At 67.0% G+C, this 15,647-nt stretch carries 14 protein-coding genes; 2 read left to right on the forward strand and 12 right to left on the reverse strand.

From position 1 onward, the window contains the following. Positions 1–4: 4 nt before the first annotated feature. From FFS09_RS21445 to FFS09_RS21470, 6 genes are read right to left on the reverse strand one after another with little or no spacing between them, the layout of a single operon-like run. The gene (locus FFS09_RS21445) at positions 5–1,318 is read right to left on the reverse strand and encodes an amidohydrolase family protein (RefSeq protein WP_137920943.1); all 1,314 of its coding nucleotides are present in this window, start codon (positions 1,316–1,318) and stop codon (positions 5–7) included. Next, positions 1,312–2,142 carry a creatininase family protein gene (locus FFS09_RS21450; protein ID WP_137920944.1) on the reverse strand — a complete coding sequence of 277 codons (831 nt, stop codon included), beginning with the start codon at positions 2,140–2,142 and terminating at the stop codon, positions 1,312–1,314. Before FFS09_RS21450 ends, FFS09_RS21445 begins: the two co-directional genes overlap by 7 nt. Positions 2,143–2,153: 11 nt before the next feature. After that, on the reverse strand, positions 2,154–3,221 hold the full coding sequence (locus tag FFS09_RS21455) for an aromatic ring-hydroxylating dioxygenase subunit alpha (RefSeq protein WP_137920945.1): 1,068 nt from the start codon (positions 3,219–3,221) through the stop codon (positions 2,154–2,156). Positions 3,222–3,242: 21 nt separating this feature from the next. Continuing rightward, positions 3,243–4,244 carry an ABC transporter substrate-binding protein gene (locus FFS09_RS21460; protein WP_137920946.1) on the reverse strand — a complete coding sequence of 334 codons (1,002 nt, stop codon included), beginning with the start codon at positions 4,242–4,244 and terminating at the stop codon, positions 3,243–3,245. A gap of 43 nt (positions 4,245–4,287) precedes the next feature. Beyond that, the gene (locus FFS09_RS21465; protein WP_137920947.1) at positions 4,288–5,109 is read right to left on the reverse strand and encodes an ABC transporter permease; all 822 of its coding nucleotides are present in this window, start codon (positions 5,107–5,109) and stop codon (positions 4,288–4,290) included. Next, a complete protein-coding gene (locus FFS09_RS21470; RefSeq protein WP_252374464.1) occupies positions 5,106–5,963 on the reverse strand; it encodes an ABC transporter ATP-binding protein in 858 nt (285 codons plus the stop codon). Before FFS09_RS21470 ends, FFS09_RS21465 begins: the two co-directional genes overlap by 4 nt. 156 nt (positions 5,964–6,119) lie before the next feature. Here FFS09_RS21470 and FFS09_RS21475 point away from each other — a divergent pair, with 156 nt between their 5' ends. Continuing rightward, positions 6,120–7,031, forward strand: coding sequence for a LysR family transcriptional regulator (locus tag FFS09_RS21475; RefSeq protein ID WP_137920949.1), 912 nt, complete (start codon positions 6,120–6,122; stop codon positions 7,029–7,031). Here the strand turns inward: FFS09_RS21475 and FFS09_RS21480 are convergent. From FFS09_RS21480 to FFS09_RS21490, 3 genes are all read right to left on the reverse strand, one after another. Further along, on the reverse strand, positions 7,003–9,225 hold the full coding sequence (locus tag FFS09_RS21480; protein ID WP_137920950.1) for a copper-transporting P-type ATPase: 2,223 nt from the start codon (positions 9,223–9,225) through the stop codon (positions 7,003–7,005). The genes FFS09_RS21475 and FFS09_RS21480 overlap by 29 nt on opposite strands. Before the next feature lie 18 nt (positions 9,226–9,243). Further along, positions 9,244–9,795 (reverse strand): Cu(I)-responsive transcriptional regulator, encoded by a 552-nt coding sequence (cueR, locus tag FFS09_RS21485; protein WP_354595886.1) that lies wholly within the window; start codon positions 9,793–9,795, stop codon positions 9,244–9,246. 101 nt (positions 9,796–9,896) lie between these two features. After that, entirely contained in the window at positions 9,897–10,088 is a 192-nt protein-coding gene (locus FFS09_RS21490) for a heavy-metal-associated domain-containing protein (RefSeq protein ID WP_137920951.1), read from the reverse strand. 138 nt (positions 10,089–10,226) lie between these two features. Here FFS09_RS21490 and FFS09_RS21495 point away from each other — a divergent pair, with 138 nt between their 5' ends. Beyond that, positions 10,227–12,419 (forward strand): heavy metal translocating P-type ATPase, encoded by a 2,193-nt coding sequence (locus tag FFS09_RS21495; protein ID WP_137920952.1) that lies wholly within the window; start codon positions 10,227–10,229, stop codon positions 12,417–12,419. Here the strand turns inward: FFS09_RS21495 and FFS09_RS21500 are convergent. The 3 genes from FFS09_RS21500 to FFS09_RS21510 all read right to left on the reverse strand — a co-directional run. Further along, a complete protein-coding gene (locus FFS09_RS21500) occupies positions 12,416–13,363 on the reverse strand; it encodes a PDR/VanB family oxidoreductase (RefSeq protein WP_252374465.1) in 948 nt (315 codons plus the stop codon). The two genes, FFS09_RS21495 and FFS09_RS21500, sit on opposite strands and share 4 nt — an antisense overlap. Before the next feature lie 2 nt (positions 13,364–13,365). Beyond that, the gene (locus FFS09_RS21505) at positions 13,366–14,358 is read right to left on the reverse strand and encodes an aldo/keto reductase (RefSeq protein ID WP_137920953.1); all 993 of its coding nucleotides are present in this window, start codon (positions 14,356–14,358) and stop codon (positions 13,366–13,368) included. A gap of 150 nt (positions 14,359–14,508) precedes the next feature. Beyond that, positions 14,509–15,647 (reverse strand): lytic murein transglycosylase (locus tag FFS09_RS21510; protein ID WP_137920954.1); only part of this gene is annotated, 1,139 nt, incomplete at its 5' end.

Below are 15,647 nucleotides of genomic sequence, written 5' to 3' on the forward strand. Positions count from 1 at the left end.
GGGGTCAGCCTGCGGTGGTGGTGGTGTCGTCGAGTTCGCGGAAGTCGGGCAGGGCGGTGTCGATCGGGCGGCCACCGCGCAGCACCCGGCGTTGTGGCCGGCCGCAGGCTTCAAAGCTGTTGCGTCCCGCCAGCAGCACCAGATCGGCGGGCGCGCCCACGCGCAGGCGGCCATCCCAGGCCAGTCCCATCGCCGTGGCGGGCGTGGTGGTGATGCTGTCGATCCAGCGCGCGAGCGGGTCGTCCAGGTGGGCCGTCAGTGAGGCAATGGCCAACACCTGCAGCAGGTCGAAATCGGCCATGGGCACGAAGGCGTCCTGTACGTTGTCGGACGCCAGGCCGACCTGCACGCCGAGGTCGCGTGCTTCCAGCAGCGGTGCGATGCCGCGCAGGCGCGGCGTGCGGCCCGGGCCGCCGTCCTGCAGTTGCAGGTTGGCCAGGGGCAAGCCCATGAGCACGATGCCGGCATCGGCTAACGCGCGCAGCACGGATGCGCAGGCGTCGACCGGCACGACCGACAGCGCACACGCATGCCCGCAAGCCACACGGCCTTCCCAACCATGCCGCGCGGTCAGCCGGGCGATGGTGCGCAGGCCTTCGATGTCGTTCTGCAGGTGCTCGTCCGCGTGGAAGTCGAGGTCCAGGTCGTGCGCCACCGCCAGCTCGAACACCCGTTCCAGCAAGCTGCGTTGACCCGGCACCGGGTGCACTGAAGCACCGAGCACACCGCCTTGTTCGGCCACCGCGGCCGCCACCGCCGCGCTTGCGTCGGCATCGGCGAACAGCGGCAAGGGCGACAGGCTCGTCGGTTGCAGTTCGATGCGCGGCGACCATTCCCCGCGCAGTGACTGGGCCACGCTCCAGGCCAGTGGTGTGGAAGCACCCACCCAATCGATGTGGGTGCGGATGGCCCGCGTGCCCTGCGCATGCGCCGTGCGCAAGGCGAAGTCCATGCGCCGGCGGATGTCGTCCGCGGTCCACCGATCGCGGTCTTCACCGGAGGCCGCCACCGCGTCGCGCAGCGTGTGGTGGCTGCGGCCGATGCGGGTGGCCGTGTGGCTCTTGTCCAGGTGCGTGTGCAGGTCCACCCAGCACGACGTCACGATGCCGTCGGCGAGATCCACCACCGGCAGACCGTCGGGGCCCACGGCGGAGGCCAGTGCCGTGATGCGACCCCCTTGCACGCGCAGGCTGACCGCGCGCAACCCCGGTGCGGCCGGCGCGAGCGCGTCGCGCGTGGATGCGTCGAGCAACCGATCGGGCACGCGTGCGCGGGCCAGCCAGCAGTCGCCCGCGGGGAAAGCCGCGCCGGCTACCACGCCGCCGCGCTGTCCAGCGACGCGAGTGGCACGCGGTGGATGTCCTCCAGCACCTGGGCGAACTGTCCACCCACGTGGTCGAGCGTGGCGCGACCCTTTTCAGCGGTGGCCAGCGTGGCATTGCCGCAGGCGCCTTGCGGGTTCAGGTCCTGCGTCTGCCAGGCCACGCGGGCCTTGCCCTCCACGTAGGACAGGTAACGCGACCCTTCGCTGAGCGCGCGGTCGGTGCTGTCGAAGTTTTTGGCCCGGTCCATGTGCACGAGGTCCGGGTGGATCTCGAGCAGGATCGAGCTCTCCAGTTCACCGGCGTGGATGCCGTGGCGCATCTCGTCGTCGCCAATCAGCCCATCGGGCAGGCCGAGCTGGTACCAGTTCACGCACACCACCAGCATGTCGAAGCGTTCGCGCAGATCGCGCGCCACGATGTCCATGATCGACTCCTGCCCACCGTGGCTGTTGAACAGCACCAGCTTGCGCACGCCGGCCGATGCGACACACGCGCCGATCTCGCTCCACAGGGTGATCAGCGTCTGCGCCGACAGCGTCAAGGTCCCGGGGTAGCGCGAATGCTCGTTGCTCTTGCCGATGGGCTGCGTGGGCAGGAACAGCACCGGCAGGTCAGCGCCCAGGTGCGGCAGCGTGGCCGCCACCATCGCGTTGACGGTGGCCGTGTCCACCGACATCGGCAGGTGCGGGCCGTGTTGCTCGATCGCGCCCACGGGCAGCACGGCGATCACGCTCGGGCGGTCCAGGCGCGAGAAGGCCTCGCTGGTCAGGTCGGCCCAGAAGCGGGAAGGCACCGTGGAAGCAAAGGTGTTGGCCATGGCGGCGTCCTTCACGCGGACACGGTTTCAACACGGATGCCGAAGCGCGCGAGGTTGCGGGGTGTCCGCACCTCCTTCTCGCCGCGCGCCTCCATCATCTTCAGCAGCCGCCGGCGCATGGCCAGGCCCGGTCGGTCGGTGTACATGTGGGCTTCCTCGGCGTTCGCAGGAGCCAAAGGCACGTCGTGGTCGAGCCCTTCGAGAATCAGAATGTCCTCGTTGGTGATGCGGCGGTCCATCTCGATGCAGTCGGCGGCGCTGACGTCTTCTTCCGTGTCGTTGCGGTAGATCCACTGGCACAGCATGGAGCGCTCGTCGTCGATCGGCGTGGCCGAGGTCACCAGCGAATGGATCAGGCCGTTGGGGTAGTTGATCTGCGACTTGCGCATGAAGGGCATGTACCAGTTGCTCACCATGTGCCGCACCGACTCCATCCCCTGGTCGCGCACGACGCGCTGGATGTGTTCGTCGGCGTTGAGCACCGGCACGTCGCCGCGCAGCACGATGCCATGTTCGGTTTCTTCGATCTCGGTCTTGCGCGGCGTGGCGTCCACCATGTTGCCGAAGGTGCCCTTGTGCACGAAGCTGGTGTGCGAGAAGTCGAAGAAGTTCTCCATCAGGCGCAGGCCGGTCGAGCGGCAGGGCTCGTAGAACTCATGGATCAGGCGGAAGCCCGGCGCGCCGTCTTCTTCCAGCACCGGTATGGTGTTGATCGGATCGGGCTCCAGGCACACCCACACGTAGCCGTAGCGCACGTCCACGAGATGGCTGTTCACCTTGTACGGAATCTTGGTGGCTTCGGGGTTTTGCGGCATGGACACACACTGCCCCGTGCAGTCGTAGGCCCAGCCGTGGTAGCCGCACACGATGCGGTCGTTTTCCACCCAGCCCATCGAGAGCTTCGCGGTGCGGTGGCAGCAGCGGTCTTCCATCGAGGCGTAGCGTCCTTCGCCCACCTTCCAGAGCACGATGTCTTCGCCCAGCAGCCGGAAGGGTTGTGGGCTGCCGGCATCCAGCAAGTGCGTGGGCATGACCGGGTACCAGAAATGGCGAAACATCTTTTGTTGGGTGATCAGCATGGTGAACTCTTTGTCTCGGTTTCAGTTGGAGGGGTACAGCTGCTTGACGAACTGCATGTCATAGGCCTTGCGCACATCCATGCCAGGCGGCAGCGCCTTGGCCGCGACCATCTCCTGGTAGAAGGCGGTCCAGCGGGCATCGCTCATGTTGCCGATCCGGCCGTTGGCCGCATCGCCGGATTCGAGCAGGCCGTGTTGCTTCATCTGGGCCATGGCATAGGCGATCTGCTCGTCGGCCATCGTGGGGTTGTTGGCCTTGATGAGGCGCGATGCCGGCGCCGGGTCGCGCATGAAGGCGCGCCAGCCTTCCACCGTGGCCTTGATGAAATCCGCCACCAGCTTCGGGTTCTCCTTGATCAGCTTCTGCGTGGTGTCGATGGTGTAGTTGTAGCTGGACCAGCCGTAGTCGGCCAGCAGCATGCATTCCATGGCGAGGTTCTGGCGCTTGAACTGGAAGCCGTCGTTGGTGATGAAACCCTGCTGCACCATCTTCGGGTCTTGCAACAGCGCCGCGTAGCTCGCGTCAAAAGGGCGCAGCTGGCTGTCGTCAAACCCATGGCGGGCTTTCAGCCAGGGCCACCAGCTGCCGCGCGCGAGTTGCGCCACGCGCATGGGAGCGCCCTTCATGTTCTCCAGCTTGGGGTACGTGCCCTGGTGGTGCACCAGGCATTGCGGGTCGCGCTGGAAGATGGCGGCCACCGAGACCAGCGGAATGTCTTCGCGCACGGCGTTGAGCGCGCGCATGTTCCACCCGTTCACGAAGTCCACCTTGCCCGAGACCATCTGCTGCATGTTGTTGCCCTGCGGGCCGACCTGCGTCACCTTGACGTTCAGGCCATGCTTCTCGTAGATGCCTTCGGCCATGGCGGCATAGTAGCCGCCATGTTCCGCCGACGCGTAGAAGCTCAAGGCCACGTTGACGTCGCGCAGGGCCTGGGCATGGACCGCGCTGGCGGTGGCGGCCACCGTCAGGAAGACCGCGGTGGCGCCGCGGGCCGCCATCAAAAGGGATCGGATCGTCATACTGAACTCCTGGTGTGTGGGGGCAAGGAAGGGATGCAGAGACCTAGTGCTCGGTCTTCACCGTGCTCTCGTGCCAGGCGCCGAGCACCCGGTTCGACACGAAGACCATGAACGCGAAGAGCGTGATGCCGGTGAGCGAGATGAGGAAGAGGGCGGCGAACATGCGCGGCACCTTCAGCTGCACGCCGGATTCGAGAATGATGTAAGCCAATCCCGATTGCGTGCCACCGGTGCCGGCCACGAACTCGGCTACCACGGCGCCGATCAGGGCCAGCCCGCTGCTGATGCGCGCACCCGCAAAGAAGTAGGGCAGCGCGGCCTTGAGCTTGAGCCGCGTCAGCGTCTGCCAGCTGGACGCGCGGTAGATCCGGAACAGGCTTTGCAGGTTGGGCGCCACGGAGCGCAGGCCCAGCGTCATGTTGGCCACGATCGGGAACAGGGCCGTGATGCTCGCGATGGTGACCAGGGCGACGAAGGTGTTGCTGACCCAGATGATGATGAGGGGCGCGATCGCCACGATGGGCGTGACCTGCAGGATCACCATGTAGGGCATGACGCTTTGCTCCACCAGCCGGCTTTGCGACAACAGGAACGAGATCGACACGCCCGCGATGACCGCCACCGAAAAAGCCAGCACCGTCACCTTGAGGGTGAACAGCAAACCGGTGAAGAGCAGCCCGGCGTCCGCATACAGCGCCTTCAGCACATCGAGCGGACCCGGCACGACATAGACCGGCAGCGACAGCGCCACCACCAGCAGTTGCCAGGCCGCGATCAGGCCCACGCCGATCGCCAGCACCGGGATCTTGCTGTTGCTCCAGTCCACTTGCCGGGACACGCTGCGGGACAGGTCGGTGACTTTCATGGTGCGATCTCCTCGCCCCGGCTGGCGGCGTCCAGCGCGGTCGTCAAGCGGGTCATGTATTGCAGGTAGTCGGACGAGAGGCGGAAGGCCGGGCCCCGAGGGAAGGGCGCGTCGATGTCCACCTCAGCGATCACGCGCCCGGGCCTGGCGGCCATGACGACGACCCGCGACGACAGGTAGACCGCCTCGTGCAGGCTGTGCGTGACGAACACCACCGTGAGCTTGCGTTCGTGCTGGATGCGCAGCACGTCGTCGTTCAGCTTGTTGCGCGTCATTTCGTCGAGCGCGCCGAAGGGCTCGTCCATCAGCATCAGGTCGGGCTCGGTGATGAGCGCGCGGGCGATCGACACCCGCATCTGCATGCCGCCCGACAGCTCGCGGGGGTAGGACTGGTGAAACGCGCCCAGGCCCACCAGCTCCAGCACCTCGTCCACCTTGGCCTTGATGGCCTGGCGGTCCAGCGTGCCTTTGAGCTCCAGGGGCAAGGCCACGTTTTCGGCCACGCGCGCCCAGGGCATGAGCGTCGGGTCCTGGAACACGAAGGCCAGCTTCTGGTCGGCCCGCTCCAGCACCGGCGTGGCCTCGCCCCACCACTTGACCTGGCCTTCGGTAACGCCACCGAGCCCGGAGAGGATGCGCAGCAGTGTGCTCTTGCCGCAGCCCGATGGGCCGATCAGCGTGACGAAGTCGCCGCTGCAGATGTCGAGGTCGGCCTTGGCCAGGGCCACCGTTCCGTTGGCGTACCGCTTGCCCACGCGGCTCACTTGAATGATCGGTGCCGATCGCCTGGGGACCAGGGCGCTGACACCATCGGGACGCGGGACGCTGACGTCGCGCAAGGCTGCTGTATTCAAACTGACTGCTCCTCGTGGGTGCCGGTCCATGAAGGTCCGGCTTGTCTGCCTGGCTTGTGTTCTCGGCGTCTTGGTGCGCCCGTGCTCGATTCGCTTGAGTTGAACTAGTATCCCGAAGTGGAAACTCCCAGTCCATGCGGACTGCGTATAAAAATCATGCGCCAAAGAGATGATCTGTCCCTGAACTTCTTTCTGCTGAGGTGCCTGGTTGCACTGGTGGAACACTCCCAGGTGACGCGCGCCGCCGACGCGCTAAACATGAGCCAGCCGGCCATGAGCCGCGCCATGAGCCAACTGCGACAGCTGACGGGCGATCCGATTCTGGTGAAGGCCCAGGTTGGGCTTGTGCCGACCGCCAAAGCCATGCAGCTGCGCGATTTCGCGCAGCGCATCCTGTACGAGATGGACCAGTTGCTCGGGCAGGCCATCGCATTCGATCCGGCGGTGGCTCGGCGCAACTTCCGGGTGGTGGCCACGGACTACCTCGAGTGCGTGTTTCTGGACCCGCTGGTCACGCGGCTATCGCAGCAGTTTCCCGGCATTTCGGTGACGGCCTGCCACCCTGTCGATCCCCGCCACCTCAACCAGGTGCTGGAGAGCGGCGAGGCGGATTTCTGCGTGGGCATGTTGCCACCCACCCTGGAGGACCTGCGCCACCGGCTGATCTTTCGCGACCGCATTGCCTGCCTGGCCGCCCGGGACCATGCCGCACTGGGGCACACGCTCAGCCCGCAGGAGTTCGCCGCGCTCGATCACATCGTGATCAAGCCCACCGTGCGCGTCTTTGGTGACGATGTCGACGAAGCCTTGGCCCGCCTGGGACTGGCGCGCAACACGCGGCTCACGACCCCCGGTTACCTGTCGGCCCCTTACCTGATCGAGTCGACCAGCATGGTGGCGCTGATGCCGGAGTCGTTGGCCAGCCGGTTCTGCGAGCGGTTTTCACTCGCGCGGATCGACGTGCCGTTCGATGTGCCGCCGTACGAGGTCTACCTCTACTGGCACGAGCGCACGCACAACCACCTGGACCACATCTGGTTCAAGGAGCAGGTGTTGAGCGACCTGTGACGTGCTGCTCCCGGATCGCCGCACCGCGCAGCCGCAGCGCGTTGCCGATCACCGACGCCGAACTCAGGCTCATGGCCAGCGCGGCGATCATGGGTGACAACAGCCAGCCGGTGAACGGGTACAGCAAGCCCGCGGCCAGTGGAATGCCCAGGGCGTTGTAGAGGAAAGCGAAACCCAGGTTCTGCTTCATGTTGGCCACCGTGGCCACCGAGAGCGCGCGGGCCGTGGCAATGCCACGCAGGTCGCCTTTGACGAGGGTGAGCTGGGCGCTGTTCATGGCGACGTCGGTGCCCGTGCCCATGGCGATGCCCACGTTGGCGCGGGCCAGTGCCGGTGCGTCGTTGATGCCATCGCCCGCCATCGCCACGACGCGGCCCTCTGTCTGGAGTTTCTCCACGAGCGCGAGTTTGTCGGCGGGTTTCACTTCGCCGTGGATCTCGTCAATACCCAGGCGCTGGCCGACGGCGCGCGCGGTGGTCAGGCCGTCGCCCGTGGCCATGACCACGCGGATGTTCGCCTGGCGCAGCGACGCCAGCGCATCGGCCGTGGTGGCCTTGACCGGGTCGGACACCGCCAGCAGACCGGCGAGGGTCTTGTTCACCGCGAGAAACATGACGCTGGCGCCCTGTGCGCGCAGCGCTTCGGCCTCGGTGGCCAGCGGCTTGACTTCCACGCCCTGCTGCTGCATCAGCGCCGTGTTGCCCAGGGCGAGGGACTTGCCGCCCACCACGCCCTTCACCCCGATGCCGGACTCGGAGTCGAACTGCTCGGGCTTGTCCAGCGCAAGCCCTTGTTGCTTCGCCGCGGCCACGATGGCGGCGGCCAGCGGGTGTTCGCTGCCCTGGTCCAGGCTGGCGGCGAGGCGCAAGACCTCGTCTTCGGGGAAATTCCCGTGGCCCACGGCGCGTTCGAAGCTCGGACGGCCTTCGGTCAGCGTGCCGGTCTTGTCGACGATCAGTGTGTCGACCTTGCGCAGGTTCTCGATGGCGGCAGCGTCGCGGAACAGGACGCCATGGGTGGCGCCGCGCCCGGTCGCCACCATGATGGACATGGGCGTGGCCAGGCCCAGGGCGCAGGGGCACGCGATGATCAGCACGGCCACCGCATTGATGAGGGCATAGACCCAGCTCGGCTCGGGCCCGAACAGGCCCCAGCCGAAGAACGTGAGCAGCGCCGCCACCACCACACCCACGACGAAGTAGCCCGCCACCTGGTCGGCCATGCGTTGCATGGGGGCGCGCGAACGCTGTGCCATGGCGACCATCTGCACGATCTGCGAGAGCACGGTGTCCGAGCCCACGTGCTCGGAGCGCATCACCAGCGCGCCGCTGGTGTTGAGCGTGGCGCCGATCAGCTTGTCGCCGACGCGCTTGGTCACCGGCAGTGGTTCGCCCGTGAGCATGGATTCGTCGAGCGCGCTGCTGCCTTCGACGACGGTGCCGTCGGTGGGCACCTTCTCGCCGGGGCGCACGCGCAGCAGGTCGCCCACATGCACGTGGTTCAGTGGCACGTCTTCTTCCTGGCCATCGGCCGAGATGCGCCGCGCGGTCTTGGGCGCCAGACCCAGCAGCGAGCGGATCGCCGCCGAGGTTTGTGAGCGCGCCTTGAGCTCCAGCAGTTGACCGAGCAGCGTCAGCGAGATGATCACAGCGGCCGCTTCAAAGTACACCGCCACCCGCCCCATGGAGACAAAGGCGTCGGGGAACACCTGTGGCGCCACCGTGGCCACCAGGCTGTACACGAACGCTGCGCCCGTGCCCAGGCCGATCAGCGTCCACATGTTGGGACTGTGGTTGGCGATCGACTGCGCGCCGCGCACGAAGAACGGCCAGCCGGCCCACAGCACGATGGGCACGGTCAGCACCAGTTCGATCCAGCTCTGCGTGGCCATGTCGAACCAGCCGAGGTCGTGGCCGAACATCGCCAGCACGGTGACCACCACCGTGAGGGGCAAGGTCCACCAGAACCGGCGCTGGAAATCCACCAGTTCCGGATTCTCTTCCGCGTCCAGTTCGGGCATGACCGGCTCCAGCGACATGCCACATTTGGGGCAGTTGCCCGGGTGGTCCTGCCGGATCTCCGGGTGCATGGGGCAGGTGTAGACCGTGCCGGGTTTGCCCGGCGGCGCAGGCGATGGAGTGGCCGCGTGGCCCGCAGGGTGGTGGTGATGGTGATGGTGTGCGTGTGTGTCCATGTCTTGTCCTCTCTGCTGTCAATTGGGGCGCTTGTCGGCGTGGTGCACGTGAACACCGCGCATCCAGGCCATGAGGTCGATGGAGCTGGAACTGCCGGCCGCGGCTTCGTCGCGCGAGACACGTCCTTTCCGGAGCTGCGGCTTGTGGTCCGGCTGGTGCTGGGCCGGGCTGTGCAGCGAGAGTTTGTCCAGGATGGCGCAATGGGGTTGGTCGTTGCCGTGGCAGGCCTGCACCAGCACCGACAGGCCTTCCATCATCTGCTCGATCTCGCGGCGTTTCTCCTCAAGATCGGCGAGGTGGCGTTGCGCCACGGCCTTGACTTCGCGGCTGCTGCGCTGCGAGTCGCTCCACAGGCCGATCAGTTCGGCGATCTGCGCCACCGAAAAACCCAGCCGGCGCGACTGGCGGATGAAGCGCAGCACCGACACCTCGCGCTCGCCATACAGGCGGTAGCCCGATTCGCTGCGCTCGGCCGCGGGCAGCAGGCCGATCTGTTCGTAGTGGCGGATCATCTTGGCCGATACGCCGGCGGCGGTGGCCGCTTCGCCAATGTTCATGAGGGGGGTCATGGTGCGCTCCGTGAGGGCAGGGTTCTGAATGGGGTGAAGGATGCACCTTGCCACCATGGGAAGGTCAAGACCCCCGAGGCGAGGTCTTGACGAATGGTGGGTCAGGCCGGTGGGTAGCCGGCTTCGCTGAGAACTTCGACCAGTGCGGCGCGGTCTTCGCCGCTGCGCACGCTGACCTTGCGCTGCGACAGATCGACCTGGATGTCGCAGGCCGCGTCGAACCGTTTGAGGGCGGTGTTGACCTTGGAGGCGCAATGGCCGCAGGTCATGGCGGGGATGTGGAATTCGTGCATGGATGACTCCGAAAAAAGTTGAGGGAGTCCGCACTCTGGGCATTGCCACGGGGGCAAGGTCAAGCGGTGTGGGTGTGGTTGACCTGACCACCGTGTCAAGGCCAAACATCCGGGGTCTCAATCCATCGGAGACCCCTCATGAACACCGCCACCCTCCCGCTCACCGAGCACGAGTTCCTCATTGAAGGCATGACCTGCGCGTCGTGCGTGACCCGCGTCGAGAAAACCTTGAAAGCCGTCGCTGGCGTCAACGACGTCAGCGTCAACCTCGCCACCGAGCGCGCCACGGTGCGCGCGGTGGGCGCCGCGCCGGCCGACCTGGTGGCCGCGGTGGACAAGGCCGGTTACCGTGCCACGCCGTTCGAGGACGGTGGCGCCGCGACACAGCCCGCCACCAGCAAGGGCGAGCCCTGGTGGCCGGTGGCGCTGGCCGCCGCGCTCTCCTTGCCGCTGGTGCTGCCCATGATCGGCATGCTGTTCGGCGCCGACTGGATGATCAATGGCTGGCTGCAGCTCGCGCTGGCCACGCCGGTGCAGTTCTGGCTCGGCGCGCGCTTCTACAAGGCGGGCTGGAAGGCCGTGCGCGCCGGCGCCGGCAACATGGACCTGCTGGTGGCGCTGGGCACCAGCGCGGGCTACGGCTTGAGTCTGTACCTGCTGTTCAAGCACGCCGAGCACGGTACGCCGCACCTGTACTTCGAGGCCTCGGCCGTCATCGTCACGCTGGTGTTGCTGGGCAAGTGGCTGGAGTCGCGCGCCAAGCGCCAGACCACCGCCGCCATCGCGGCGCTCAACGCCCTCAAGCCCGAGGTGGCGCGGGTGCGCATGGCCTATGGCGATGTGGACGTGCCGATGGCGCGCGTGAAGGTCGGTGACACCGTGGTGGTGCGCCCGGGTGAGCGCATCCCGGTGGACGGCGTGGTCACCATCGGCTCCAGCCAGGTGGACGAATCGCTGATCACGGGCGAGAGCCTGCCGGTGGCCAAACACGCGGGCGACAAGGTCACCGGGGGCGCGGTCAATGCCGAAGGCCTGTTGCTGGTGGAGACCACGGCCGTGGGCGCCGAGTCCACGCTCTCGCGCATCGTGCGCATGGTCGAGTCGGCCCAGGCGAAGAAGGCCCCGATCCAGCGCGTCGTGGACCGCGTGAGCGCGGTGTTCGTGCCGGTGGTGCTGGTGATCGCCGCGATCACCTTGCTGGGCTGGGGTGTGGCCACCGGCGACTGGGAGCAGGCCATCCTCAACGCGGTGGCGGTGCTGGTGATTGCGTGCCCGTGTGCCTTGGGTCTGGCCACGCCCACCGCCATCATGGCGGGCACCGGGGTGGCCGCACGCCACGGCATTCTGATCAAGGACGCCGAAGCCCTGGAAGTGGCGCACCGCATCGACACGGTGGCCTTTGACAAGACCGGCACGCTGACCGAAGGCAAGCCGCAACTGGTGTCGGCCGTGCCGGCGGTGGGCCATGAAGCGCACCTGCTGTCGTGGGGCGCGGCCATCCAGGCCGGCAGCGAACACCCGCTGGCGCGCGCCGTGATGAACGCCGCGAAAGAGGCCAACGTGCCCACGCTCTCGGCCGCCAAGGTGAGTGCCGTGCCCGGTCGTGGCATGTCGGCCGAGGTGCAGGGCCGCGCGCTGCGCCTGGGCAGCCCGCGCTACATGCAGGAGCTGGGTGTGGACACATCCGCGCTGGCCGAGCCGTCGCGCCGGCTCCAGGATGAAGGGCGCACGGTGTCCTGGCTGGCCGACGTGACGCACGCGCCCGTGCTGGTGGGCATGCTCGCGTTTGGCGATGCGCCCAAGGCCAGCGCCATCACCGCCGTGAAGAGCCTGCAGGCCTTGGGTATTCGCACGGTGATGGTGACCGGCGACAACCGCGGCAGCGCAATGGTGGTGGGCAACGTGCTCGGCATCGACCACATCGAAGCCGAGGTGCTGCCGGCGGACAAGGCGGCGATCGTGAACCGGCTCAAGGAAGGCGGCCACTCGGTCGCCATGGTGGGCGACGGCATCAACGACGCGCCGGCCCTGGCGGCGGCCGACGTGGGCATCGCCATGTCCACCGGCACCGACGTGGCCATGCACGCAGCCGGCATCACGCTCATGCGCGGCGACCCCGCGCTGGTGGCCGACGCGATCGACATCTCGCGCCGCACCTACCGCAAGATCCGCCAGAACCTGTTCTGGGCCTTTGCGTACAACGTGATCGGCATCCCGTTGGCGGCAGCGGGTTTGCTCAACCCGGTGGTGGCAGGCGCGGCCATGGCCTTGAGCAGTGTGAGCGTGGTGAGCAACGCCTTGTTGTTGCGGCGCTGGCGCGCTGGCGCCTAAAGGTCGAGCACCAGCCGCTCGCTCAGCGAACCGGCGCAGCAGAGCGCCAGTTCACTGAGACGCTCTTTCGGGTTCAGGAACGAGTCCCCGTGTTCAGGGCTGCCCGACAGGTACCGCGTCACGCAACTGCCGCACACGCCCATCTCGCACGAAGTGTCGGGGTTCACACCGGCACCCCGCAGGGCCTGCAACAGGCTTTGGCCTTCTTCGACCCGCACGGTCTTGCCACTGCGCGCCAGTTCCACCGTGAACGTGCTTCGCCCAAGCTTGTCCACGGGTGCGGTGGCGGAGAAGCTCTCTTCGTGCACATGGTCGGGCGGGTGCCCGCCTGTGGCCTGTCGCACGGCGGCCATGAAGCCCGCCGGGCCGCACGCATAGAAGTGCGTGTGGGCCGGCTGGGCCGCGCACAGCGCGTCGAGGTTCACGCGGTGCTCGGTGGAATCGTCGAAGTGAAAGCGCACGCGGTCGGCCCAGGGCGCCGTCTGCATTTCTTCGAAAAACGCCGCATGGGCGCGGCTGCGCGCGAAGCAGACCAGTTCAAAACGGGCGCCGCGTTGCCACAGGGCTTTCGCCATCGCCATCACCGGCGTGATCCCGATGCCACCCGCCATCAGGCAGTGGTGCGCGGCCTGCGGCGCGAGGCGAAAGTTGTTGCGCGGCGTGCTGATCTGCAAGCGATCGCCCTCGCGGCATGTGTCGTGCATCCAGCGCGACCCGCCGCGCCCGTCCGGCTCCCGCTTCACACCCACCACATAGGGGCCGTTCCCGGCATGCAGGTTGCACAGCGAATACTGGCGCGCCCCGACGCCGGTGTGGATGTCGATGTGCGCGCCCGCCTCGAACGCCGGCAAGGCGCCCTCGGTGGCGGTCAGTTCGAACGAGCGGATCTCCGCGGTCTGCCGCCACACACGGGTCAGAGTCACGTCCAACAGTTTCTGCGTCATGGCTACCACCTCGTCGGCTTCGGGTTCCGCTCCTCGATCTGCATCTGGTGCCAATAGGGATAGATCGGTGTCTCGCGGCTGGCGTCGTCCAGCCGGGCGATGGCCTCGGCCTCGAGCGCCCAGCCGAGCGCGCCCAGGTTCTGTTTCATCTGCTCTTCGTTGCGCGCGCCGATCACGACGTTGGCCACGGTAGGGCGTTGCAGCAGCCAGTTGATGGCGACCTGGGGCACGGTCTTGCCGTAGTCGTGCGCCACGGCTTCGAGCGCATCGACCACGCGGTACAGGTACCCGTCGGTCACGGGCGGTGCGCCCAGGCCGCCGCCTGTGGCGATGCGGCCTTGCGCCACGGGTTGGTCGCGCCGGATCTTGCCGGTGAGACGGCCCCAGCCCAGCGGCATCAGTTCCCACTCATAGTGGCGACCGATCAGCGAGTAGTAGCCCTGGTACACGACGTAGCGCGCCAGGCCGTTTTTCTCCGACGTGGCCAGCGACTTCATCAGGTGCCAGCCCGAAAAATTCGACGCTCCGATGTAGCCCACCTTGCCGCTGCTCACCAGGTCGTCCAGCGCACGCAAGGTTTCATCTACCGGCGTCAGGGCGTCGAATGCGTGCATAAAGTAGAGGTCGATGTGGTCCGTGCCGAGCCGTTTCAGGCTGGCCTCGCAAGCGCGCGTGATGTGGTAACGCGACGAGCCCTTGTCGTTCGGCCCCTTGTTGCCCGTGGGAAAGTTCGTCTTGGTCGAGATCAGCGCGTTGTGGCGCCGCCCCTTCAAGGCCTGGCCCAGGATTTCTTCCGAGGCGCCGTCGGAATAGCCATCCGAGGTGTCGAAGAAGTTCATGCCGTGCTCCATGCACAAGTCCACCATGCGTGTGGCCTCGGCCACCTGCGTCTGGCCCCAGTGCTCAAAAAAAGCGTTGGTGCCACCAAAGGTGGCGGCACCCAGGCTCAGGACCGGGACCTTGAGACCGGATCGGCCCAGTTGGCGATGTTCCATGGAAAGCGTGCTTCGTGTGATGAGAGGCGCATCGTATGGGGCCGCGCTTTGATGGTGCAATCCGCACGCTGGATCACACCCATTCGTCGGGAGCATGGAAATGGCGCGCGTGGCCGGCGGGTTCGCCGGACACCCGACCGATCAAGGCATCTAGTGACCCCGAAGCGACTTCAGCAGCTTCTGCCCGGCGCGCCCGCTGGCTTCCTGGCCCAGGCGTTCCTGCTCGACGCGGATGGCGGTGCGGCTCTTGTCGCCGAGCATGCCGTCGACCTCGCCAATGTCGTGGCCGCGCGCGAGCAGCAGCGTCTGCACCTCGCGGCGTTCGGCGCGCGAGAGGCCCGGGTCGTCGGTGGGCCAGGGCGTGACGAACGGGCCACCGCCGCGCAGGCGGTCCGACAAATGCGCGATCGCCAGGCCGTAACTCTCGGACGCGTTGTAGCTGTAGATCGCATCGAAGTTGCGCAGCACCAGGAAGGCCGGCCCTTGCGGCCCCGCGGGCGTGATCAGGCCGCCCGCGCCCACGTTGGTCGGCAGCGGCGAGCCGTCGACGCGCGTGACATCGCGCTCGGCCCAGTCGCTCATCGGCCGCTTGGTGCGACGGCCTTCGTTGCTGGTGTTGAAACCGCGCGGCAGTTTCACTTCGAAACCCCAGGGCTGCCCGTTCTGCCAGCCCGACTTGACGAGGAAGTTCGCCGTGGAGGCCAGTGCGTCGGTCGCACTGTCCATCAGGTTCGCTTTGCCGTCGCCATCAAAATCCACCGCCAGGCGCTCGAACGTGCTGGGCATGAATTGCGTGTGGCCGAACGCGCCGGCCCACGAGCCGATCAAGCGTTCCGGCGCGATGTGGCCAGCTTGCAGAATGCGCATCGTGGCGAACAGCTCGGTGCGGAAGTAGCCCTGCCGGCGACCGAAGCACGACAGCGTGCCCAGCGATTGCACCAGCGGCGACTTGCCGAAGGTCTGGCCGAAGTTGCTCTCCACCCCCCACACCGCCACCACCGTGGCCGGGTCCACGCCATAACGTTCCTTCACACGCTGGAGCGTGTCGGCGTGCAACGTCAACATGGCCTTGCCTTCGGCGACACGTTGCTCGTCCACCAGGCCGGCAAGGTAGTCCCAGATAGCGGTGCGGAACTCGGGCTGGTAGTTCAGCTTGTCGATCACGCTCATGTCGGGCTGCAGGCCTTGCGTGTGCAGCGTGAAGGTCGCATCGCTCACCCCCACCGCGCGCGCCGGTGCGCGCAAGGTGGCCAGGCAATTTTCAAACTCGCCGGGGGCGGGTGCTGGGG

It is taken from the genome of Hydrogenophaga sp. 2FB, assembly GCF_005503365.1.
Classification (GTDB): Bacteria; Pseudomonadota; Gammaproteobacteria; order Burkholderiales; family Burkholderiaceae_C; genus Hydrogenophaga.

What these genes read in the sequence shown, in the direction of transcription:
- FFS09_RS21465 (WP_137920947.1), bottom strand. Translation starts at nt 5,109, where the DNA reads ATGAAAGTCACCGACCTGTCCCGCAGCGTGTCCCGGCAAGTGGACTGG.
- FFS09_RS21500 (WP_252374465.1), bottom strand. Translation starts at nt 13,363, where the DNA reads ATGACGCAGAAACTGTTGGACGTGACTCTGACCCGTGTGTGGCGGCAG.
- FFS09_RS21475 (WP_137920949.1), top strand. Translation starts at nt 6,120, where the DNA reads ATGCGCCAAAGAGATGATCTGTCCCTGAACTTCTTTCTGCTGAGGTGC.
- cueR (WP_354595886.1), bottom strand. Translation starts at nt 9,795, where the DNA reads ATGACCCCCCTCATGAACATTGGCGAAGCGGCCACCGCCGCCGGCGTA.
- FFS09_RS21455 (WP_137920945.1), bottom strand. Translation starts at nt 3,221, where the DNA reads ATGCTGATCACCCAACAAAAGATGTTTCGCCATTTCTGGTACCCGGTC.
- FFS09_RS21480 (WP_137920950.1), bottom strand. Translation starts at nt 9,225, where the DNA reads ATGGACACACACGCACACCATCACCATCACCACCACCCTGCGGGCCAC.
- FFS09_RS21450 (WP_137920944.1), bottom strand. Translation starts at nt 2,142, where the DNA reads ATGGCCAACACCTTTGCTTCCACGGTGCCTTCCCGCTTCTGGGCCGAC.
- FFS09_RS21505 (WP_137920953.1), bottom strand. Translation starts at nt 14,358, where the DNA reads ATGGAACATCGCCAACTGGGCCGATCCGGTCTCAAGGTCCCGGTCCTG.
- FFS09_RS21490 (WP_137920951.1), bottom strand. Translation starts at nt 10,088, where the DNA reads ATGCACGAATTCCACATCCCCGCCATGACCTGCGGCCATTGCGCCTCC.
- FFS09_RS21460 (WP_137920946.1), bottom strand. Translation starts at nt 4,244, where the DNA reads ATGACGATCCGATCCCTTTTGATGGCGGCCCGCGGCGCCACCGCGGTC.
- FFS09_RS21495 (WP_137920952.1), top strand. Translation starts at nt 10,227, where the DNA reads ATGAACACCGCCACCCTCCCGCTCACCGAGCACGAGTTCCTCATTGAA.